At 37.2% G+C, this 16,333-nt stretch carries 18 protein-coding genes; 5 read left to right on the top strand and 13 right to left on the bottom strand.

All coding sequences use genetic code 11. From position 1 onward, the window contains the following. Positions 1 to 23: 23 nt before the first annotated feature. Complete coding sequence (locus LC418_RS19775) at positions 24 to 1,121, top strand: glycosyltransferase family 4 protein (RefSeq protein WP_223560381.1); 1,098 nt, start codon at positions 24 to 26, stop codon at positions 1,119 to 1,121. Here LC418_RS19775 and LC418_RS19770 read toward each other — a convergent pair. The 9 genes from LC418_RS19770 to pdxA form a co-directional block, all read right to left on the bottom strand. Further along, positions 1,118 to 1,861, bottom strand: a complete 744-nt coding sequence (locus LC418_RS19770) for a polysaccharide deacetylase family protein (protein ID WP_223560380.1) — start codon at positions 1,859 to 1,861, stop codon at positions 1,118 to 1,120. The genes LC418_RS19775 and LC418_RS19770 overlap by 4 nt on opposite strands. 383 nt (positions 1,862 to 2,244) lie before the next feature. Further along, positions 2,245 to 3,000, bottom strand: coding sequence for a glycosyltransferase family 2 protein (locus tag LC418_RS19765; RefSeq protein WP_223560379.1), 756 nt, complete (start codon positions 2,998 to 3,000; stop codon positions 2,245 to 2,247). Next, entirely contained in the window at positions 3,000 to 4,247 is a 1,248-nt protein-coding gene (rocD, locus tag LC418_RS19760; protein WP_223560378.1) for an ornithine--oxo-acid transaminase, read from the bottom strand. The genes LC418_RS19765 and rocD overlap by 1 nt, the downstream gene beginning before the upstream one ends. A 420-nt stretch (positions 4,248 to 4,667) precedes the next feature. Further along, the gene (gene tssD, locus LC418_RS19755; RefSeq protein ID WP_223560377.1) at positions 4,668 to 5,075 is read right to left on the bottom strand and encodes a type VI secretion system tube protein TssD; all 408 of its coding nucleotides are present in this window, start codon (positions 5,073 to 5,075) and stop codon (positions 4,668 to 4,670) included. Positions 5,076 to 5,403: 328 nt separating this feature from the next. Continuing rightward, a complete protein-coding gene (gene accC / locus LC418_RS19750; protein ID WP_223560376.1) occupies positions 5,404 to 6,759 on the bottom strand; it encodes an acetyl-CoA carboxylase biotin carboxylase subunit in 1,356 nt (451 codons plus the stop codon). Positions 6,760 to 6,858: 99 nt separating this feature from the next. Beyond that, positions 6,859 to 7,341 (bottom strand): acetyl-CoA carboxylase biotin carboxyl carrier protein, encoded by a 483-nt coding sequence (gene accB / locus LC418_RS19745; protein WP_111955560.1) that lies wholly within the window; start codon positions 7,339 to 7,341, stop codon positions 6,859 to 6,861. 127 nt (positions 7,342 to 7,468) lie between these two features. Next, positions 7,469 to 7,672 (bottom strand): 50S ribosomal protein L32, encoded by a 204-nt coding sequence (rpmF, locus tag LC418_RS19740; RefSeq protein ID WP_007843326.1) that lies wholly within the window; start codon positions 7,670 to 7,672, stop codon positions 7,469 to 7,471. A gap of 66 nt (positions 7,673 to 7,738) precedes the next feature. Continuing rightward, the gene (locus LC418_RS19735) at positions 7,739 to 8,269 is read right to left on the bottom strand and encodes a YceD family protein (protein WP_111955558.1); all 531 of its coding nucleotides are present in this window, start codon (positions 8,267 to 8,269) and stop codon (positions 7,739 to 7,741) included. A gap of 84 nt (positions 8,270 to 8,353) precedes the next feature. Further along, the gene (gene pdxA, locus LC418_RS19730) at positions 8,354 to 9,445 is read right to left on the bottom strand and encodes a 4-hydroxythreonine-4-phosphate dehydrogenase PdxA (protein WP_111955556.1); all 1,092 of its coding nucleotides are present in this window, start codon (positions 9,443 to 9,445) and stop codon (positions 8,354 to 8,356) included. A gap of 48 nt (positions 9,446 to 9,493) precedes the next feature. On the opposite strand from pdxA, the gene LC418_RS19725 reads away from it, so the two are divergent. The 3 genes from LC418_RS19725 to LC418_RS19715 are packed head-to-tail and all read left to right on the top strand — an operon-like array spanning position 9,494 to position 12,235. Beyond that, positions 9,494 to 10,078: a riboflavin synthase gene (locus LC418_RS19725; RefSeq protein WP_223560375.1), complete on the top strand. Its 585-nt coding sequence runs from the start codon at positions 9,494 to 9,496 to the stop codon at positions 10,076 to 10,078. A gap of 1 nt (position 10,079) precedes the next feature. Next, positions 10,080 to 11,534 (top strand): sensor histidine kinase, encoded by a 1,455-nt coding sequence (locus LC418_RS19720; protein WP_223560374.1) that lies wholly within the window; start codon positions 10,080 to 10,082, stop codon positions 11,532 to 11,534. Next, positions 11,534 to 12,235 carry a tRNA1(Val) (adenine(37)-N6)-methyltransferase gene (locus LC418_RS19715; RefSeq protein WP_223560373.1) on the top strand — a complete coding sequence of 234 codons (702 nt, stop codon included), beginning with the start codon at positions 11,534 to 11,536 and terminating at the stop codon, positions 12,233 to 12,235. Before LC418_RS19720 ends, LC418_RS19715 begins: the two co-directional genes overlap by 1 nt. Before the next feature lie 71 nt (positions 12,236 to 12,306). Here the strand turns inward: LC418_RS19715 and LC418_RS19710 are convergent, their stop codons facing one another. Continuing rightward, positions 12,307 to 13,017 carry a cell division ATP-binding protein FtsE gene (locus LC418_RS19710; RefSeq protein ID WP_111955548.1) on the bottom strand — a complete coding sequence of 237 codons (711 nt, stop codon included), beginning with the start codon at positions 13,015 to 13,017 and terminating at the stop codon, positions 12,307 to 12,309. Positions 13,018 to 13,172: 155 nt separating this feature from the next. Next, positions 13,173 to 13,331, bottom strand: a complete 159-nt coding sequence (gene rpmH, locus LC418_RS19705; RefSeq protein WP_034701860.1) for a 50S ribosomal protein L34 — start codon at positions 13,329 to 13,331, stop codon at positions 13,173 to 13,175. Positions 13,332 to 13,567: 236 nt separating this feature from the next. On the opposite strand from rpmH, the gene LC418_RS19700 reads away from it, so the two are divergent. Further along, on the top strand, positions 13,568 to 14,572 hold the full coding sequence (locus LC418_RS19700) for a DHH family phosphoesterase (protein WP_111955546.1): 1,005 nt from the start codon (positions 13,568 to 13,570) through the stop codon (positions 14,570 to 14,572). Positions 14,573 to 14,624: 52 nt separating this feature from the next. Here the strand turns inward: LC418_RS19700 and LC418_RS19695 are convergent, their stop codons facing one another. After that, a complete protein-coding gene (locus LC418_RS19695; RefSeq protein WP_223560372.1) occupies positions 14,625 to 15,464 on the bottom strand; it encodes a patatin-like phospholipase family protein in 840 nt (279 codons plus the stop codon). 42 nt (positions 15,465 to 15,506) lie between these two features. Continuing rightward, positions 15,507 to 16,289, bottom strand: coding sequence for an alpha/beta fold hydrolase (locus LC418_RS19690; protein ID WP_223560371.1), 783 nt, complete (start codon positions 16,287 to 16,289; stop codon positions 15,507 to 15,509). Positions 16,290 to 16,333 lie beyond the last annotated feature (44 nt).

Here is a 16,333-nt window from a genome sequence, read left to right as displayed (position 1 = left end):
TCATATTTAAATTTATATTTTTGATGAAAAGCCTGACCGGAATGCAAAAGAAAATTCTTATTGATGTCGAAAGATTAAAGTACCCGAAGTCGGGGATTGCCAACGTATGTGTTTCATTAATAAAGGGTCTGGACGAGAAAACCTCTGATTTTGAGTATACTTTTTACGGGCCTAAAAAAAATATTCCAGAGACGAAAAAAAACTTTAATATTATCGACTGGAAGTTCTGGCAGAAGAAATTTTCTATAAATACTCAGCCTTTTTCTCTGATTCATACCGCTCATCAGCTTTCCAAATATTTTCATACCGTAAAAAAAGGACAAAAAAAGGTAGTAACGCTTCATGATCTTAATTTTCTTCACGATGGAAGCCTGGAACAAAAAGTGAAAAAAGACACAAAGCTGGTTCAGAAAAATATAGGTAATGCAGATGCCATCGTTTGTATCTCAGAATTTGTAAAAGAAGATTTTCTTAAGAACAGGAAGCTTTTTACTTTAAAAAATGACGTTAAAGTAACAGTAGTCTATAACGGACTCATTTTTCCCGAAACCACGGAGTTCACTTCTAAGAACAGGTACAGTTTCATCGGGAAGAAATATATTTTAAATATCGGAGTGCTTTTCCCCAAAAAAAATCAGGATGTACTTCTGGATCTTATTTCAAAAAATGACAGAGACCTGGTATTGGTAACTTCATCTGCAAAATCTGCCTATAAAGAGAAATTTTTAGAGAAAATAAAAACTCTGGGACTGGAAGATAAAGTGCACATCCTGGAAAATATAGATAATAACGAAAAATATTTTCTTCTTCAGCATTGCGAATCATATTGCCATCCTTCATTGGCAGAAGGTTTTGGTATTCCTCCTGTGGAAGCCATGTATTTTGGAAAGCCTGTTTTTTTAAGCACATTAACAAGCCTTCCTGAGATAGGGGGAGATTTGGCTTTTTATTTTGATGACTTTTCAGCGGAACATATGCAGCAGGTTTATGCATCCGGAATGCAGGCTTACGGCTCCGGAACGGATGAATATGCTGTACAGTTAAAGCAGAGAGCCCTAAAATTCGGATACCTGGAAATGGCAGGAGCTTATGAAAAGCTTTACCATGAACTACTGAATTAAAGTTTAATCTTTCCGAGCCTTAATTTCCACTTAAATACATCGAAACTGTCACCTCCCCTGATATCAATTCTTTTAATCTCAAATTTATTTTTCCAGGGATAATAGGCAATATTGTTACCGATGCGTACTGCAGAAATAATTCCTGCTTTTTCGAGTAGGGAGAAAAATTCTTTTTTTTGTTCCCCTTTCTTAGGGAATTTGCCGTAAGGGTAGGCGAGTACCTTGGTGAAAGGGATTGCTTTTTCTTCCAGGGTACGGATGTTTTTATGAATATCATCTGCTGCTTCCTGAAGTGAGATCTGAGAAAAGTTCTTATGAGAGTGGCTATGAAGCGCAATTTCAACGATTTCAGGATTTAGCGATCTGATCTCGTCAAATGTCATGAGCTGGCGGTTTTCATCCGCTTCGCTTTTCTGGATAAGTTCGGTTGGAATGAAGATGGTGGCTTTCAAACAGTATTTTTCCAGCAAAGGAACTAAGTATTGAAGATTGTTGAGGTAGCCATCATCAAAAGTGAGAATGAGTTTGTTTTTCAACTGGATGTTGGTTTTCAGTTCATTAAAAAATAAGGTGTTATAATTATTTTTAATGTACTTAAACTGCTGTTCCAGATCTTCTGCCGAAACGGTCAGCAAATCTTTGCCGGAAATTTTTTTCTCCGGCAAAACTTTATGATACATGAGAATGCGGACACTTTCTGTTCCTGAGAATCCGAATGTTCTTTTAATAAATCTGAGCATGGCTATATGAATGTATAAACCGTGTTTTATATAATGCTGTCTATAAAATTATTTACGGTTTATATAATTCTATTGTTTATTACTGACTAACTGATTGAATAATGTATGAGTCTACAAAAAAAGACATCTGTTACAAGATTCAAAATTAATTAAATATTGAACGCATTAACTTAAAAATAGCTTAAAATAAGATTTAAGCTAGCAAACAACTTGATCACAAAGTTAAGTAAGAAGTATTAAGTAAGGACAATAAAGCGATAAATAGAGGCCATCCGGCTATTTTTTATAACAACCTGCATTAGATGATTAAATCTACGGCATCATATAACAGAACAGCCGGCTGCAATAGAATTGAGCTGGCTGTTTAGTTTTAATCCGAAGAATTATTTGAATTTATGGATCTCGTTAATTTTTATATACTTCAGAAAGGTGTAAAATGCTCCGGTGATTGAGATATAAAATCCGGCGACGCCATCCAGAAAGCCCAGTTTAAAAAAATAGGTTTTCATGAAGTCATAAAAAGGAGAAAATATAATTTTAAAAAGAGACACTGATTTCCCGTTCAAAACCTTTTTTTCTGCCATCAGCTGTGTGTAATTATTGATCTTTTCAATATGATGGGCAATGCTTTTATAGGTGTAGTGATCAATATTTCCGGGAAGCCTTCCTTTTTTATCCTGTGTAATAAAGCATTCATGTACCAAATCGTCAGAATATTTTCCGTGCCCTTTTCTGAAGAATCTTTCTCTCCACACATTACCCCAGCCGCCATATTGTATGGTTTTCTTCAGCAGAATATTGTTGAAATGGATCTCATAGACGTTATAGGAAGGATTGGAACTGGTTAAAATTTCTTTGATAGCATCAACAGCCGTTTTATCCGGAACTTCATCGGAATCCAAAAACAGGATCCACTCTCCGGAAGCTTCAGACAGGGTATAGTTTTTCTGACAGCCGAAGCCGTGAAATTTTTTTCTGATAAATTTTACCTTCGGAAACCCCATACAGATTTCCTCAGTTTTGTCTGTGGAAAAAGAATCAACGACTATTATCTCATCAGCAATCTCGTAGACGCTGCTGATGCTTTTTTCAATGACTCTTTCTCCATTTAAAACAATATAACAGACTGATAACTTCATTAACGAAATTCTGTAATAGTTTTTTCAATGATTCTGACACAGTCTAAAAGCTGCTCTTCTGTAATAACCAAAGGTGGTGCCAGTCTGATGATATTTCCGTGGGTAGGTTTGGCCAAAAGTCCATTTTCTTTTAACTGCAGGCAAAGGTTCCATGCTGTAGAGCTGTCCGGAGTATCATTAATTAAAATAGCATTCAAAAGGCCTTTTCCTCTTACTTTGGTAATAAGACTGTTTTTTTCGATAATTTTTTCGATTTCGGCTCTGAAAAGTTGTCCCAGCTGTTCGGCTCTTTCGGACAGTTTCTCATCGGCAACCACATCCAATGCTGCTACGGCTACGGCGCATGCAATAGGATTTCCTCCAAAGGTAGAACCGTGCTGTCCCGGCTTGATTACATTCATGATGCTGTCATTAGCCAATACTGCGGAAACAGGATACATTCCTCCGGAAAGGGCCTTTCCTAAGATAAGAATATCAGGCTGTACATTTTCATGGTGGCATGCAATAAGCTGCCCTGTTCTTGCGATACCGGTCTGCACCTCATCTGCAATAAACAGTACGTTATGTTTTTTACATAATTCAGAAGCGTTTTTCAGGAAACCTTCATCCGGAACGTAAACACCGGCTTCACCCTGGATAGGCTCCACTAAAAATGCAGCGATATTTCCTGCTTCTCTGTTCAGAACTTCTTCTAATACTGCAGTATCATTGTAAGGGATTTTTATGAATCCGGGTGTGAAAGGTCCATAGTTCTGGTTGGCATCAGGATCATTGGAGAAAGAAACAATGGTAGTTGTTCTTCCGTGGAAATTATTTTCGCATACGATGATCTTGGCTGCATTTTCTGAAATTCCTTTTACTTCGTAACTCCATTTTCTGGCTAATTTTACGGCTGTTTCTACGGCTTCAGCTCCGGAATTCATAGGAAGTACCTTATCAAATCCAAAAAGGGAAGTGATTTTTTGCTCATACTCGCCTAATTTTGAATTGTAAAATGCTCTTGATGTCAGGGCCAGTTTCTGGGCCTGATCTACCAAAGCTGCCACAATTTTAGGGTGGGAATGTCCTTGGTTCACAGCAGAATATGCTGAAAGAAAATCATAATATTTTTTGCCTTCCACGTCCCATACAAAAACGCCTTCGCCGCGGTCAAGAACCACTGGAAGAGGGTGATAGTTATGTGCTCCATGTTTGTCTTCAAGGTCAATAAAATACTGTGAGTTTTTTGCTGTTGCTGCTGTTGACATATGTTTCGGTTTTTGACAAATTTAAGCATTATTAATGAGATGCATGAACAAAAACGTAATACAGTACAACTGGGGATTTAAAGTGTATTTTAAGGCTATGTTATGCTCTTCTAGAAAATATTTCTTTTCCTGATCAAGGGGTGTAGGTTTTATATCTTTCCGGAATGGGTTCTATTATTTTTAGGATGTTGTTATTATCATATTAATAAAGTACGGGAAGTTTTTCGGATCATATTGTGGGAACTCATTTAAAAGAAATATTAGCGATCATTATTTGTTTTTATAAATAAGCTTAACCATTTTTAGGGTATATTTTTTAGGTTAAAATAGTGACAGTCAATACAACAAAAAAGACAGAACAGTATCCCTCACTTCGGGTTACCATTCTGTCCGCTGTTTTTTGATATAGAAATTATATTCTTAAGATGTAGGCCATTCTGCTCTATAAGAAGAATTACCCAGATCAATATGCTCGGCACTCACGACGAAGCTGATGTACATACTGTTGTCATCTACCGCGTCAAAATCTACTTCGTGCTGAATTACATATCCGTTTTCCCATTTCAGAGTAGTCAGTGTTCCTTCTTCGTGAGATTTGTTGAACGTTACTTCTCCGGTTGTAGGTTTGTATTTTCCGTTCAGAAGACTTTCCAGAATATCTGATTTTTCTGTAGCTTCAACTGTGATTTTGATGAGAGCATTGGAAGGATCTGATGCTACTCTTCCTGATACATCTGTAGAACGGGATACACTGTAGTTAAGTTTTAATAACTTCTGTCCTTCACCGCCATTGAATTTTATAATTCCTCTTGAATTTCTTTCTGCCATGATTAGTAAATTTTAAATGTTAATATTGTGTGATTGGATATCTTATGTCACCAAATTTAGAAGTAATTATATTATCAGGAAAAAAAAATTAAAAGAATTTTAAAAAGTGTCGTAATTCTTCGACTAACAGTTGTTAGGTTATTTGTTTATTGGTAATCAGTTGTTTATAGGTTTTTACATTAAGGGTTTGTTAACTTCCGATAGACAGGACGAGTGGAAGGATTTTGAAATGCAGATCAATATTTTTCTCAAAAAATGAAGTTTTGCAAAATTGGGTATAAAAAAACTGCCTCGTTTGAGGCAGTTTAAAATTTATAGATCAATAATCTTAGTGATTATCATATTTTCTATCCATTACAAAATCTTCCATGAATTTTGTCGTATAGTTTCCGACCAGATAATCTTCATTATCCATCAGCTGTCTGTGGAACGGAATAGTTGTTTTTACCCCTTCAATATAGAATTCTTCTAATGCTCGTCTCATTTTAGCGATAGCTTCCTCACGGGTTTGAGCCGTAGTGATAAGCTTAGCGATCATTGAGTCATAGTTGGAAGGAATTGTGTATCCCGAATATACGTGAGTATCTACTCTGATTCCGTGTCCGCCAGGGATATTTAATCCTGTGATTTTCCCCGGAGAAGGTCTGAAGTCTGCATATGGATCTTCAGCATTGATTCTGCACTCAATTGAGTGTAATTTCGGGTAGTAGTTGATTCCCGAGATAGGCGTTCCTGCAGCAAGAAGAATCTGCTCTCTGATCAGGTCATAATCAATTACCTGCTCAGTGATAGGATGTTCTACCTGGATTCTTGTATTCATCTCCATGAAATAGAAATTTCTGTGCTTGTCTACAAGGAATTCAATAGTTCCCACTCCTTCATACCCAATAAATTCTGCAGCTTTTACAGCAGCTTCACCCATTTTCTCACGAAGTTCGTCAGTCATAAATGGAGAAGGTGTTTCTTCAGTTAACTTCTGGTTTCTTCTCTGTACGGAACAATCTCTTTCAGAAAGGTGGCATGCTTTACCAAATTGGTCACCTGCAACCTGAATCTCGATATGTCTTGGCTCTTCAATCAGTTTCTCCATGTACATTCCTCCATTCCCGAAGGCCGCTACAGCTTCCTGAATCGCAGATTCCCAGTGGTCTTTAAGATCTTCAGCTTTCCATACAGCTCTCATTCCTTTTCCACCACCGCCTGCGGTAGCTTTGATCATGACAGGATATCCTGTTTCTTCAGCCACTTTTACGGCATGCTCGTAAGATTCAATTAACCCGTCAGAACCAGGTACACATGGTACTCCTGCTGCTTTCATCGTTGCTTTAGCGTTTGCCTTATCGCCCATTTTTTCAATCTGTTCAGGAGAAGCACCAATAAACTTGATGTTATTTTTCTGGCAGATTCTTGAGAAATTAGCATTTTCAGACAAGAATCCGTAACCTGGATGAATGGCGTCAGCATTAGTGATTTCTGCTGCAGCAATAATATTAGGGATTTTAAGGTAAGAGTCCTTACTCATAGGAGGGCCTATACAAACCGCTTCATCAGCAAATCTTACGTGAAGACTGTCTTTGTCGGCAGTAGAATATACTGCAACGGTTTTGATCCCCATTTCTTTGCATGTACGTAAAATACGCATTGCAATTTCGCCACGATTGGCTATTAATATTTTTTTGAACATCTTCTTCAATTTGAAAATTAGATAATTTGAAAATTAGGTAATGTTATTTTGAATGCAGAATTAAGTCTAACATCTAATGTCTAACATCTAACTTCTAAATTAAGATGGATCTACTAAGAATAAAGGCTGGTCGTATTCTACCGGAGTAGCATCGTCTACCAGGATCTTCACGATTTTTCCGCTGATCTCAGAATCGATCTGGTTGAATAACTTCATTGCTTCGATTACACAAACTACTTTTCCTGCAGAAACTTCGTCACCGACATTTACAAATACATCTTTATCTGGTGAAGGCTTTCTGTAGAAAGTACCGATCATAGGAGATTTGATAGCCACATATTTGCTGTCATCAGATACTGCTTCTGCTTTTTCAGCAGGAGCCGCTGCCTGAGCTGCTACAGGAGCAGGAGCCGCTGCAGCCTGAGGAGCTGTATGGTAAACTGCTGGTTGTGCATAAACCGCATCGCTACCGGCTAATGGAGTTTTAATAGTGATTTCGAAATCTTTAGTTTTGTATTTTACTTCTGAAACTTCAGCTTTAGATACAAACTTGATAAGATTTTGTATGTCTTTAATGTCCATAAATTTGATATTTGATTTTGTCCCAAAGATACCAAAAAAACACAAAAAACAACAAAAAACCGCCTAATTTTATCAAAATTGGGCGGTTTTTGTATTAAAATGAGGCTTTTTCAGTGAAAAGCGACTCTTAGTTTTCTTCTGTAGTTGCTACTTCTTTTTCCAATACTACTTTACCTCTGTAGTAAAGTTTTCCTTCATGCCAGTGAGCTCTGTGGTAAAGGTGAAGTTCACCAGTTGTTGCATCTTTCGCTAATTGAGGAACTACTGCTTTATAATGAGTTCTTCTCTTATCTCTTCTTGTGGACGACTGTCTTCTCTTAGGATGTGCCATTTTGAATAACTTTTTTAATTGATGAGCGATGAGATTCATCATCTCATCATATTTAAATTATTTTATTTAATTATTGTCTTTTAATTTTCTCAATGCGTCCCATCTGGGATCGCTCTCATGATTTTCCTCTTCGGGTTCCTCAATATCTTTTGGACTGAACCTGTTCAGAATTTCCAGATCTTCATCGCTTACATTCGGTGAAATTTTCTTCATCGGTATAGAAAGCTGTACATTTTCATAGATCAGCTGTGCCACATTGAATGCGTGATCTGAGGCTGGGATGGTAATGACATCTTCATTGCTGTCGTCGTATTCTTCGCCAAAATGCACTAAAATTCCGATCTCGTTTTCAATAGGGTAGTCGAATTCATCATTTGTGATATCACAAATAAGCTCTACTGTTCCATGTACTTTGATCTCAAATTCTAAAAATGTAGTATGCTTTTCAAGAAAAACATCAGCTGTTATTTTAGGATTTGTAAATTCCTGTTCAGTGTCAAATAATTGAAAGAACGTTTTATCTATCTCAAATTTGAACACGTGCTTCCCGTTTTTAAGTCCGGAAAAGCTTACGTCATAGTTTCTTAACTTGTCCATAAAATGAGTGTGCAAAAATATGCAATTTTTTTATAATAACAAATAAAATACATAACAAATTAATTTAAAATTTGTTTTAACAATTTATCCTTCGTTTTCATCAGGAAGATCTTCATCTACTCCGTTATCAACAGCCATTTTTCTTGGCTGCATACGATTGCTCATCAGGTCATTATATTCGCTTCTGTTCTTAAAAATCTTAATAGCAGTGAAAATAGCTTCAGTAAAACTCTGCTCATCAGCAATGTTTTTTCCTGCAATATCGTAGGCCACTCCGTGGTCCGGAGACGTCCTGATAAACGGAAGTCCTGCTGTATAGTTTACGCCTTCTTCATAGGCTAATGTTTTGAATGGGGCAAGTCCCTGATCATGGTACATGGCTAAAACAGCATCAAAGCTTTTGTATTTATTAGGCTGGAAGAAACTGTCTGCAGGATAAGGTCCAAACGCTAATATTCCATTATCAGAAAGCTCTTTTATTGCTGGCTCTATAATCTCGATCTCTTCTTTTCCGATCACACCTCCGTCTCCAGCGTGAGGGTTTAGCCCCAATACTGCAATTTTTGGTTTTTGTATGCAGAAATCTTCTATTAATGTTTGGTTCAGGGCTCTGATCTGTTTTTTTATTTTTTCTTTGGAAATATTTTCTGCAACACTGGCAATGGGGATGTGATGGGTAGAAACAGCTACTTTCAGATCTTCTGTAACCAGGAACATCAGTCCTTTTTTACTGAATTTTTCCTCGAAATATCCTGTGTGTCCTGCATGCTTAAAGCCCATTTTTACCATTTCATCCTTATTGATAGGCGCTGTAACAAGCACATCAATCTCTCCTTTCATTAAAGCTTCGGTGGCCAGTTCCAGGGAATCAATAGCCATTTTGGTAGATTCTTCTGTAGGAACACCTAGTTCTACATTCACATTGTCTTTGGTGAGGTTCACCATATTCAGTTTTCCTGCCTGAGCCTGCGATGCTTCATTAATGTAGTTGAAGTTCAGATTCAGTTTGAAAATATTTTTCTGAAAGGTAAATAACTTTCCCGAGCCAAAAATCACCGGAGTGAAAAAATCCGTAATGGTTTTGTCACTCAGGGATTTCATGATGATCTCCGGACCGATGCCGTTAAAATCACCGATTGAAATTCCTACTCGTACTTTATGGTTTTTTGGGCTCATTTTGATTATCTTTGAAGATTATAATTTACAAATTTAGCAAAAAATAATATGTTCACAGGAATTATTGAAGCAGTTGGCATTATTGAAAAGATTGAAGAAAAAGGAAGCAACATAGATTTTACATTAACATGCCCTTTTACGAACGAGCTAAAAATAGATCAAAGCCTTGCCCATAACGGATGCTGTCTTACAGTTGTTGAGATTAAAGAGAATCAATATGTAGTAACGGCAATCAACGAAACACTGGAAAAGACCAATCTTGGAAAATGGGACGTGGGTACTGTGGTAAATCTTGAGCGATGCATGAAGATGGACGGAAGATTAGACGGACACATTGTACAGGGACATGTTGACAAAACCGGTGAAGTAGCAGGAATTGAAAATAAAGACGGAAGCTATTTTATTACCATTAAATATGAAGACAACGGTAGTTTTGTAACTGTTCCGCAGGGGTCCATTACGGTAAACGGAATAAGCCTTACTGTAGCAAAAAGTGAAGATACACAGTTTTCTGTAGCTATTATTCCATATACGTGGGAGTTTACGAATATGCAGCATCTTAAAATCGGAGATAAAGTTAATTTAGAATTTGACATCATTGGTAAGTATATTGCTAGATTAATTAAAAAGTAGGATGCCAATAAGTAAATATAAAGGATACAGTTTAAGGAACCGGGTGTTTTTCGGGTTCTTACTCGTATGTTTTTTAAGTGTTGTTGCTACCTCGCTGGTTCCCTATTTTGTTTTAAGGAATAATTCCCTGCAGCAGAGTAATATCGACATGCAGGAGAAGACCAATGCCGTGATGAGATATCTGGATTATGCTGTGAGCCGTACCCTCGTTGAGACAAAGGATCTGCCACAGGTTTTGGGGAATAAGATTTTCGAAATAGCAGATATCAATCAGCATGATATTGTGATTTATGATCTGAAAGGAAGTTATCTTCTTTCCAATAAAGATGAAAGCCTTATTGACCAGAAAACCATCCCACTCAATATTGTCAATAAAATTCTGGCTACCGATTCAAGAGTTGATATTAAAGGATATGACAAAACCAAAGACGCAGGACGTACTTCATCGTATCTCCTTTTAAAAAATAATGAGCTTGAACCCATAGGAATTGTATATATTCCTTTATATCATAATGAATCCGCCTATCTGGATGTCCTTCATCAGTATATAAAATATATTCTGCTGGTAGATATTTTCCTTATTTTGTTCAGTGTCTGGATAAGTTGGGTAACGTCCAACAGTCTGGCGAAAAATATTACTAAATTTTCTGATATGATCACCCGTATTACATTGTTTGAAAATGAAATGCGGCCTATCAGGTACTATAAAAATGATGAGCTTAATGCACTGGCAAGGGCTTATAACAGAATGATTCTGCAGATCCAGGATCAGAAAGAAAGGCTACGGTTTAAAGCCTCTGAAGAAGCCTGGAGAGAAATGGCAAAACAGGTAGCTCATGAGGTTAAAAACCCTCTTACTCCAATGAAGCTTACCATTCAGAATTTTGAAAGAAAATTTGATCCTGAAGACCCGAATATCAGAGAAAGAGTAAAACAGATGAGCAAGACTATGGTAGATCAGATTGACCTGATTGCGACTGTTGCCTCAGCTTTCTCAGAATTTGCAAAACTTCCTGAAAAAAATAATGAAATCATCAATCTTAATACTGAAGTGGAAGATATTCTGCGTGTTTTTAATGATGACAGCATTTTTATGCATTCCAATAAAGGTAATATTATGATCAATATGGACAGGATTTACCTTTCCAGGATCATTACTAATCTTGTAACCAATGCAAAACAGGCCCAAAGCGATGAACGTAAGCTGATCATCAACGTAGATGTGGAACAGCATCAGAGAAGGGTAATGATTTCCATACAGGATAACGGAATCGGGATTCCTGAAAATATGTATGAAAGAATATTTGAGCCTAATTTCACCTCTAAAAACAGCGGTATGGGACTTGGACTTTCTATGGTAAGAAAAATGATCGAAGACTATAAAGGGGAGATTGCAGTGAAATCAGAAGTAGGGAAGGGGTCTACATTTACCATTACACTACCTACGAACCTATAGTGAAGCCTTTTAAATTTAAATATTTTGAAATCCAACAGTCGAAAGAGGTCTTTCGTGTAGGAACAGACGGTGTTTTACTGGGTATTCTGGCTGATGTAAAGAGTGCTTCGGAAGTTTTGGAGATAGGAACCGGAACCGGCCTGATTTCGTTAATGCTTGCTCAGAGAAATGGTCACGCTTCTTTTCTGGGTCTTGATATCAATGCAGATGCTGCTCTGCTGACTAAAACGAATTTTGAACAATCTCCTTTTCATTCAAGGCTGAAAAATATCCATCAGGATCTTAAAACTTTTCATACAGAAAATAAATTTGATCTTATTGTTTCAAATCCTCCTTATTTTGAAGAATCCGGATCTGATAAAGATAAAATAGCACGTCAGACTGTAGAACTGAATTTCCAGCAGCTTATTTCTGTTTCTGCAAAACTTCTGTCTGATCATGGTATTTTGTCGGTTATTATTCCTGTTGAGGCCGGCAGTGTTTTTATTGATATAGCATCAGAAAACCGATTGTTCTTAAAACGAAAAGTTAATATTAAAGGGATTGAGAATTCAAAAACGAAAAGATTAGTTCTGGAATTTTCGTTCATAGAAAGGGCTATTGAGGAATCTGATTTTGTCATAGAAAAAAGTCCGAGACAATACTCGGACCAATATCTTGAACTCACGAAGGAGTTTCATGTCTTTAAAAGTAGAAGCTAGAAACTAGAGGTTAGAAGTTAGATGGTCATATTCAGTCTGTACCTCCAATTTGCAATTCTTTATCTTATATCTTATTCAAATAACTCTGCAGTATCCAGCACGGAAACTTTTCCGTCTTCACACCTGATCGCTTCTCCAGGGAAGTTCTGGATCATATGGTAATCGTGTGTCGCCATTACTACTGCGGCTCCGTTTTCAAGGGCTACCTGCTTCAGAAGCGTCATGATTTCATTGGATGTTTCCGGATCAAGGTTTCCTGTAGGCTCATCGGCAAGGATAAGATCCGGATGATTAAGTAAAGCCCTTGCAATAGCGATACGCTGCTGCTCCCCACCTGAAAGTTCATGCGGCATCTTGTGTTTTTTGCTTTTCATGTTTACACTTCCCAGAACTTCATTGATGCGGTCTTCCATTTTTATTTTATCACTCCACCCTGTTGCTTCAAGAACGAATTTCAGATTTTTCTCAACTGTTCTGTCAGAAAGTAGCTGGAAATCCTGGAATACAATCCCCAGTTTTCTTCTCAGGTTAGGAATATCAGATGGTCTCAGTTTGGCAAGTTCAAAACCTACCACAGCTCCATGTCCTGATGCTAAAGGAATGTGTCCGTAAAGTGTTTTCAGAAGCGAGCTTTTTCCGGAACCTGTTTTTCCGATAAGGTAACAGAATCTGCCCTTTTTGATGTTAAGATTAACGTCAGAAAGAACAGTAAAGTTTTTTTGCGCAATTTTTGCGTGCTGTAAGCTTATAATATTATCTCCGGAGATATGTGTATGCGGCATAATTCAATTTTATAGTGCTATTTCTAAAATATTTTTTCAGATCTTAAAAATAGAGAAAAGAAGCTTAAAAACCCTAAACTTTAGGAAATTTTAACAACAAAAAATGCCTGAAAAACTTCTTTTCAAGCATGATTTGTATATGATAATTCGAGATATTATCTCTTAGCGCGGGCTGCACTAACAGTTAAACTCTTTCTGCCTTTAGCTCTTCTTGCTGCCAAAACTCTTCTACCATTTGGCGTAGACATTCTTTCTCTGAAACCGTGTTTGTTTCTTTTCTTTCTTTCTGATGGCTGGAATGTTCTTTTACTCATTACTATATATTTAAATCGTAATTAATCTATTAATTTTCAGGTTGCAAAGATATAGAAATTTTTAAAAGTTACAAATTTTACTTATCTTTTTTTAGAAATTATTTGACAATGCTTTTTATACCAATATTGATAAACTGCATTAAGAAACGAAATTTTGTGCAAAGAAATAATATTTAGCTGATTTATTTAAAAGCTCTATCTTTGAAAACTCAAATTTAAAGAAAAATAAACACACGATGTTTACACCAGCAGAACTTTTAGATATCAACACATTACTTACGCCTGAAAATAAAATAATTATCCTTACCCATTATAATCCGGATGGCGATGCTATAGGCTCCAGTCTGGGATTAAAGCATTATCTTGGGGCAAAGGGAATTCCGGTGGAAGTGATTGTTCCCAATGATTTTCCGAAATTTCTGAAATGGATGCCGGAATCCAAAAAGGTGGTCATCGGGGAGTATAAAAGAAAGTATGCATCTGATCTGATCAGTGGGGCAGATGTTATTTTTTGTCTTGATTTTAATTCGCCTTCAAGAATAGGATTATTGGGAGAATGGCTGATTAAATCTAAAGCTAAAAAAATACTTATCGACCATCACCAGCAACCGGAAAATTTTGACTTTGTGTATTCTGACACAGTGATTCCAGCCACCTCACAGATGATTTATCATTTTATTGAAGCAATGGAAGATGAAAGGCTGGTCAATCAGGATATTGCAGAATGCCTCTATACTGGGATCATGACGGATACAGGCGGTTTCCGTTTTCGTTCCACAAGCGCAACGACTCACAGGATTATTGCCAATCTGATAGAAAAAGGAGCTGATCCTTCCGTTATAACCTCGAACACATGGGATACCAACACAGTTTCCCGTCTTCACCTTCTTGCTCTCGTGCTGGGAAGGATAGAAGTCGTGAATGATGGCAAAGTAGCTGTGCTGTCACTTACAAGAAACGAGCTGAAGGAATTTGGTTTCCAGAAAGGAGATACAGAAGGTTTTGTCAATTATGGACTGAGCATTGCAGGAGTAAAAATGGCAGCTTTCTTTATGGAAGACCTGTACGATGATTTTATCAAGATCTCTTTCAGAAGTAAGGATGATGTGGATGTGAACCAGTTTTCCAGAAAATATTTCAGTGGTGGCGGACACATCAATGCTGCGGGTGGAAAATCTGATGAATCTCTTCCGGATACCATCGAAACATTCAAGAAAAGATTGGAGCAGGAAGAGCTGTAAAGGAATTAGTACATGACTATTTTTCGGACAGTAAGCTTATATATTCAAACACTTACACTTCGGTACTCAAATTTTTAGTATATCCCTTGCTTTCGAGTTCTTCACAGGTATACTCATAAACTTCCTGAAACATGACATCAAGGTTTTTCTTACTGAATAAGCTGAATTTTGTCATTTTAGGAGGGTCTAAAAAAATGTCGCAGGACTTTGCTTTGGAGTAAACCGATTTTGCAATGGCTAAATGGAGAATACGGTCAAATTCCTTCATCAGGCTCATTTTCCTTAATTCATCATAACTTATAGAATTGACGTGAGAAGCAATTAAAAAATCACATTTGTCGATGATCGGCTCTATAGGAAGATTATCTAAAACACCTCCATCAACATATATTTTTTCACCCATTCTCACAGGAGGTAAAATAAACGGAACGCTTGACGAAGCCAGAAGCGGGCCGAAAAGCTCACCTTCCGAAAAGAAATCCACAATTCCGTGGGTCATTTCCGTGGCAGTAACGTAAACAGGGATTTTTAAGATTTTAAAATCATTCTCAGGAAAATGATCATTAAAAAGTTTCAGGATGAAATTTGAGCTGAAAATACCGTTTTTAGAAAGTTTCAGATAAGATCTTGAAAAGAATGTTGTTTGCTTTACAATATCCATCATCTCATCCGGTGATTTTCCGAAGGAATAAAATGCTCCCACAATGGAGCCGGCGCTGGTCCCTGAAATGATATGCGGTTTCAGATTATATTCTTCCAGTGCTTTCAGTACTGCGATATGGGCAATTCCACGCATTCCTCCACCGGAAAGTGTAAGGCCGATAACCGGCGGTTTCTTTTTTTTGAAAGAGAATAAACCCATCGAAAGTAATAATTCCTTACTAAGATACAAGAAATTTTGATATAGACCGGGCAATAAAGCTATTGCCGGGTATTACAGGACTAATTTTTTTGGAAGATTATGAAGAAGTTCCGTATTGATAATTTCTGCGCAGATGCCGGGCTTTTCCCAGTGCCCGTTATGCCCGCAGTCCAGGATGTAGGATTTTATATTCGTTCTGTCAGGAAGATGTTTGATCATCATATCTGTTTTTACAGCGTTGTCATGCTTTCCTGCCAATACTAAAATTTTCGCTTCCAGGCTTTCCATGACATGTTTTTTGTCTGTTCTTTCTACCATACCCTTTACACAGGCAAGAGCTCCCATATTGTTGGTAGAAAGTGCAGTTTCAAGCGCGGCTTCAATTTTGCCTTCCAGGATGTCTCTTTCATTGGGATTGAAAAGATTCGGAATTCCAGCCCGTACATAATGGGGAAATGCATCCTTGATGATTCTATAGCTTTTAATCCGCTGCTGTTTTTTCTCTTCATCGTCAGGAAAATAGGTGGAAAAGAATAAGGTCAGGCTTTTGAGAGTCTCAGGATATTTTTCTGCGAAAGCCAGTGAGGTGTACCCTCCCATGGAATGCCCTAAAAGATGTACTTTATCCAGCTTCTCATGATCTAAAACTTTTTTCACTTCATCAGCCATCAGTTCCATGGTGTGAACTTCGGCCAGAATATCAGATTGTCCATGGCCCGGAAGATCTATTTTCAACAGTGAAAAATCTCGCGAAAGATGTGGCTCCATATCACTCCAGATGGAAAGGTTTTCCATAAAGCCGTGAAGCAGTACCAAAGTTTCTTTCCCGTTTCCTTTTCTTTCAAAATTCAGCATAATCTTAGTTGTTTCTTCAAATTTAAATAAAAAAGAGCATTGTA

Origin of the sequence: Chryseobacterium lathyri (assembly GCF_019970085.1) — a bacterium.
Lineage (GTDB): Bacteria > Bacteroidota > Bacteroidia > Flavobacteriales > Weeksellaceae > Chryseobacterium > Chryseobacterium lathyri.
The sequence above is the reverse complement of the archived record's forward strand: the minus strand, read 5'-3'. Positions and strand labels throughout refer to the sequence as shown.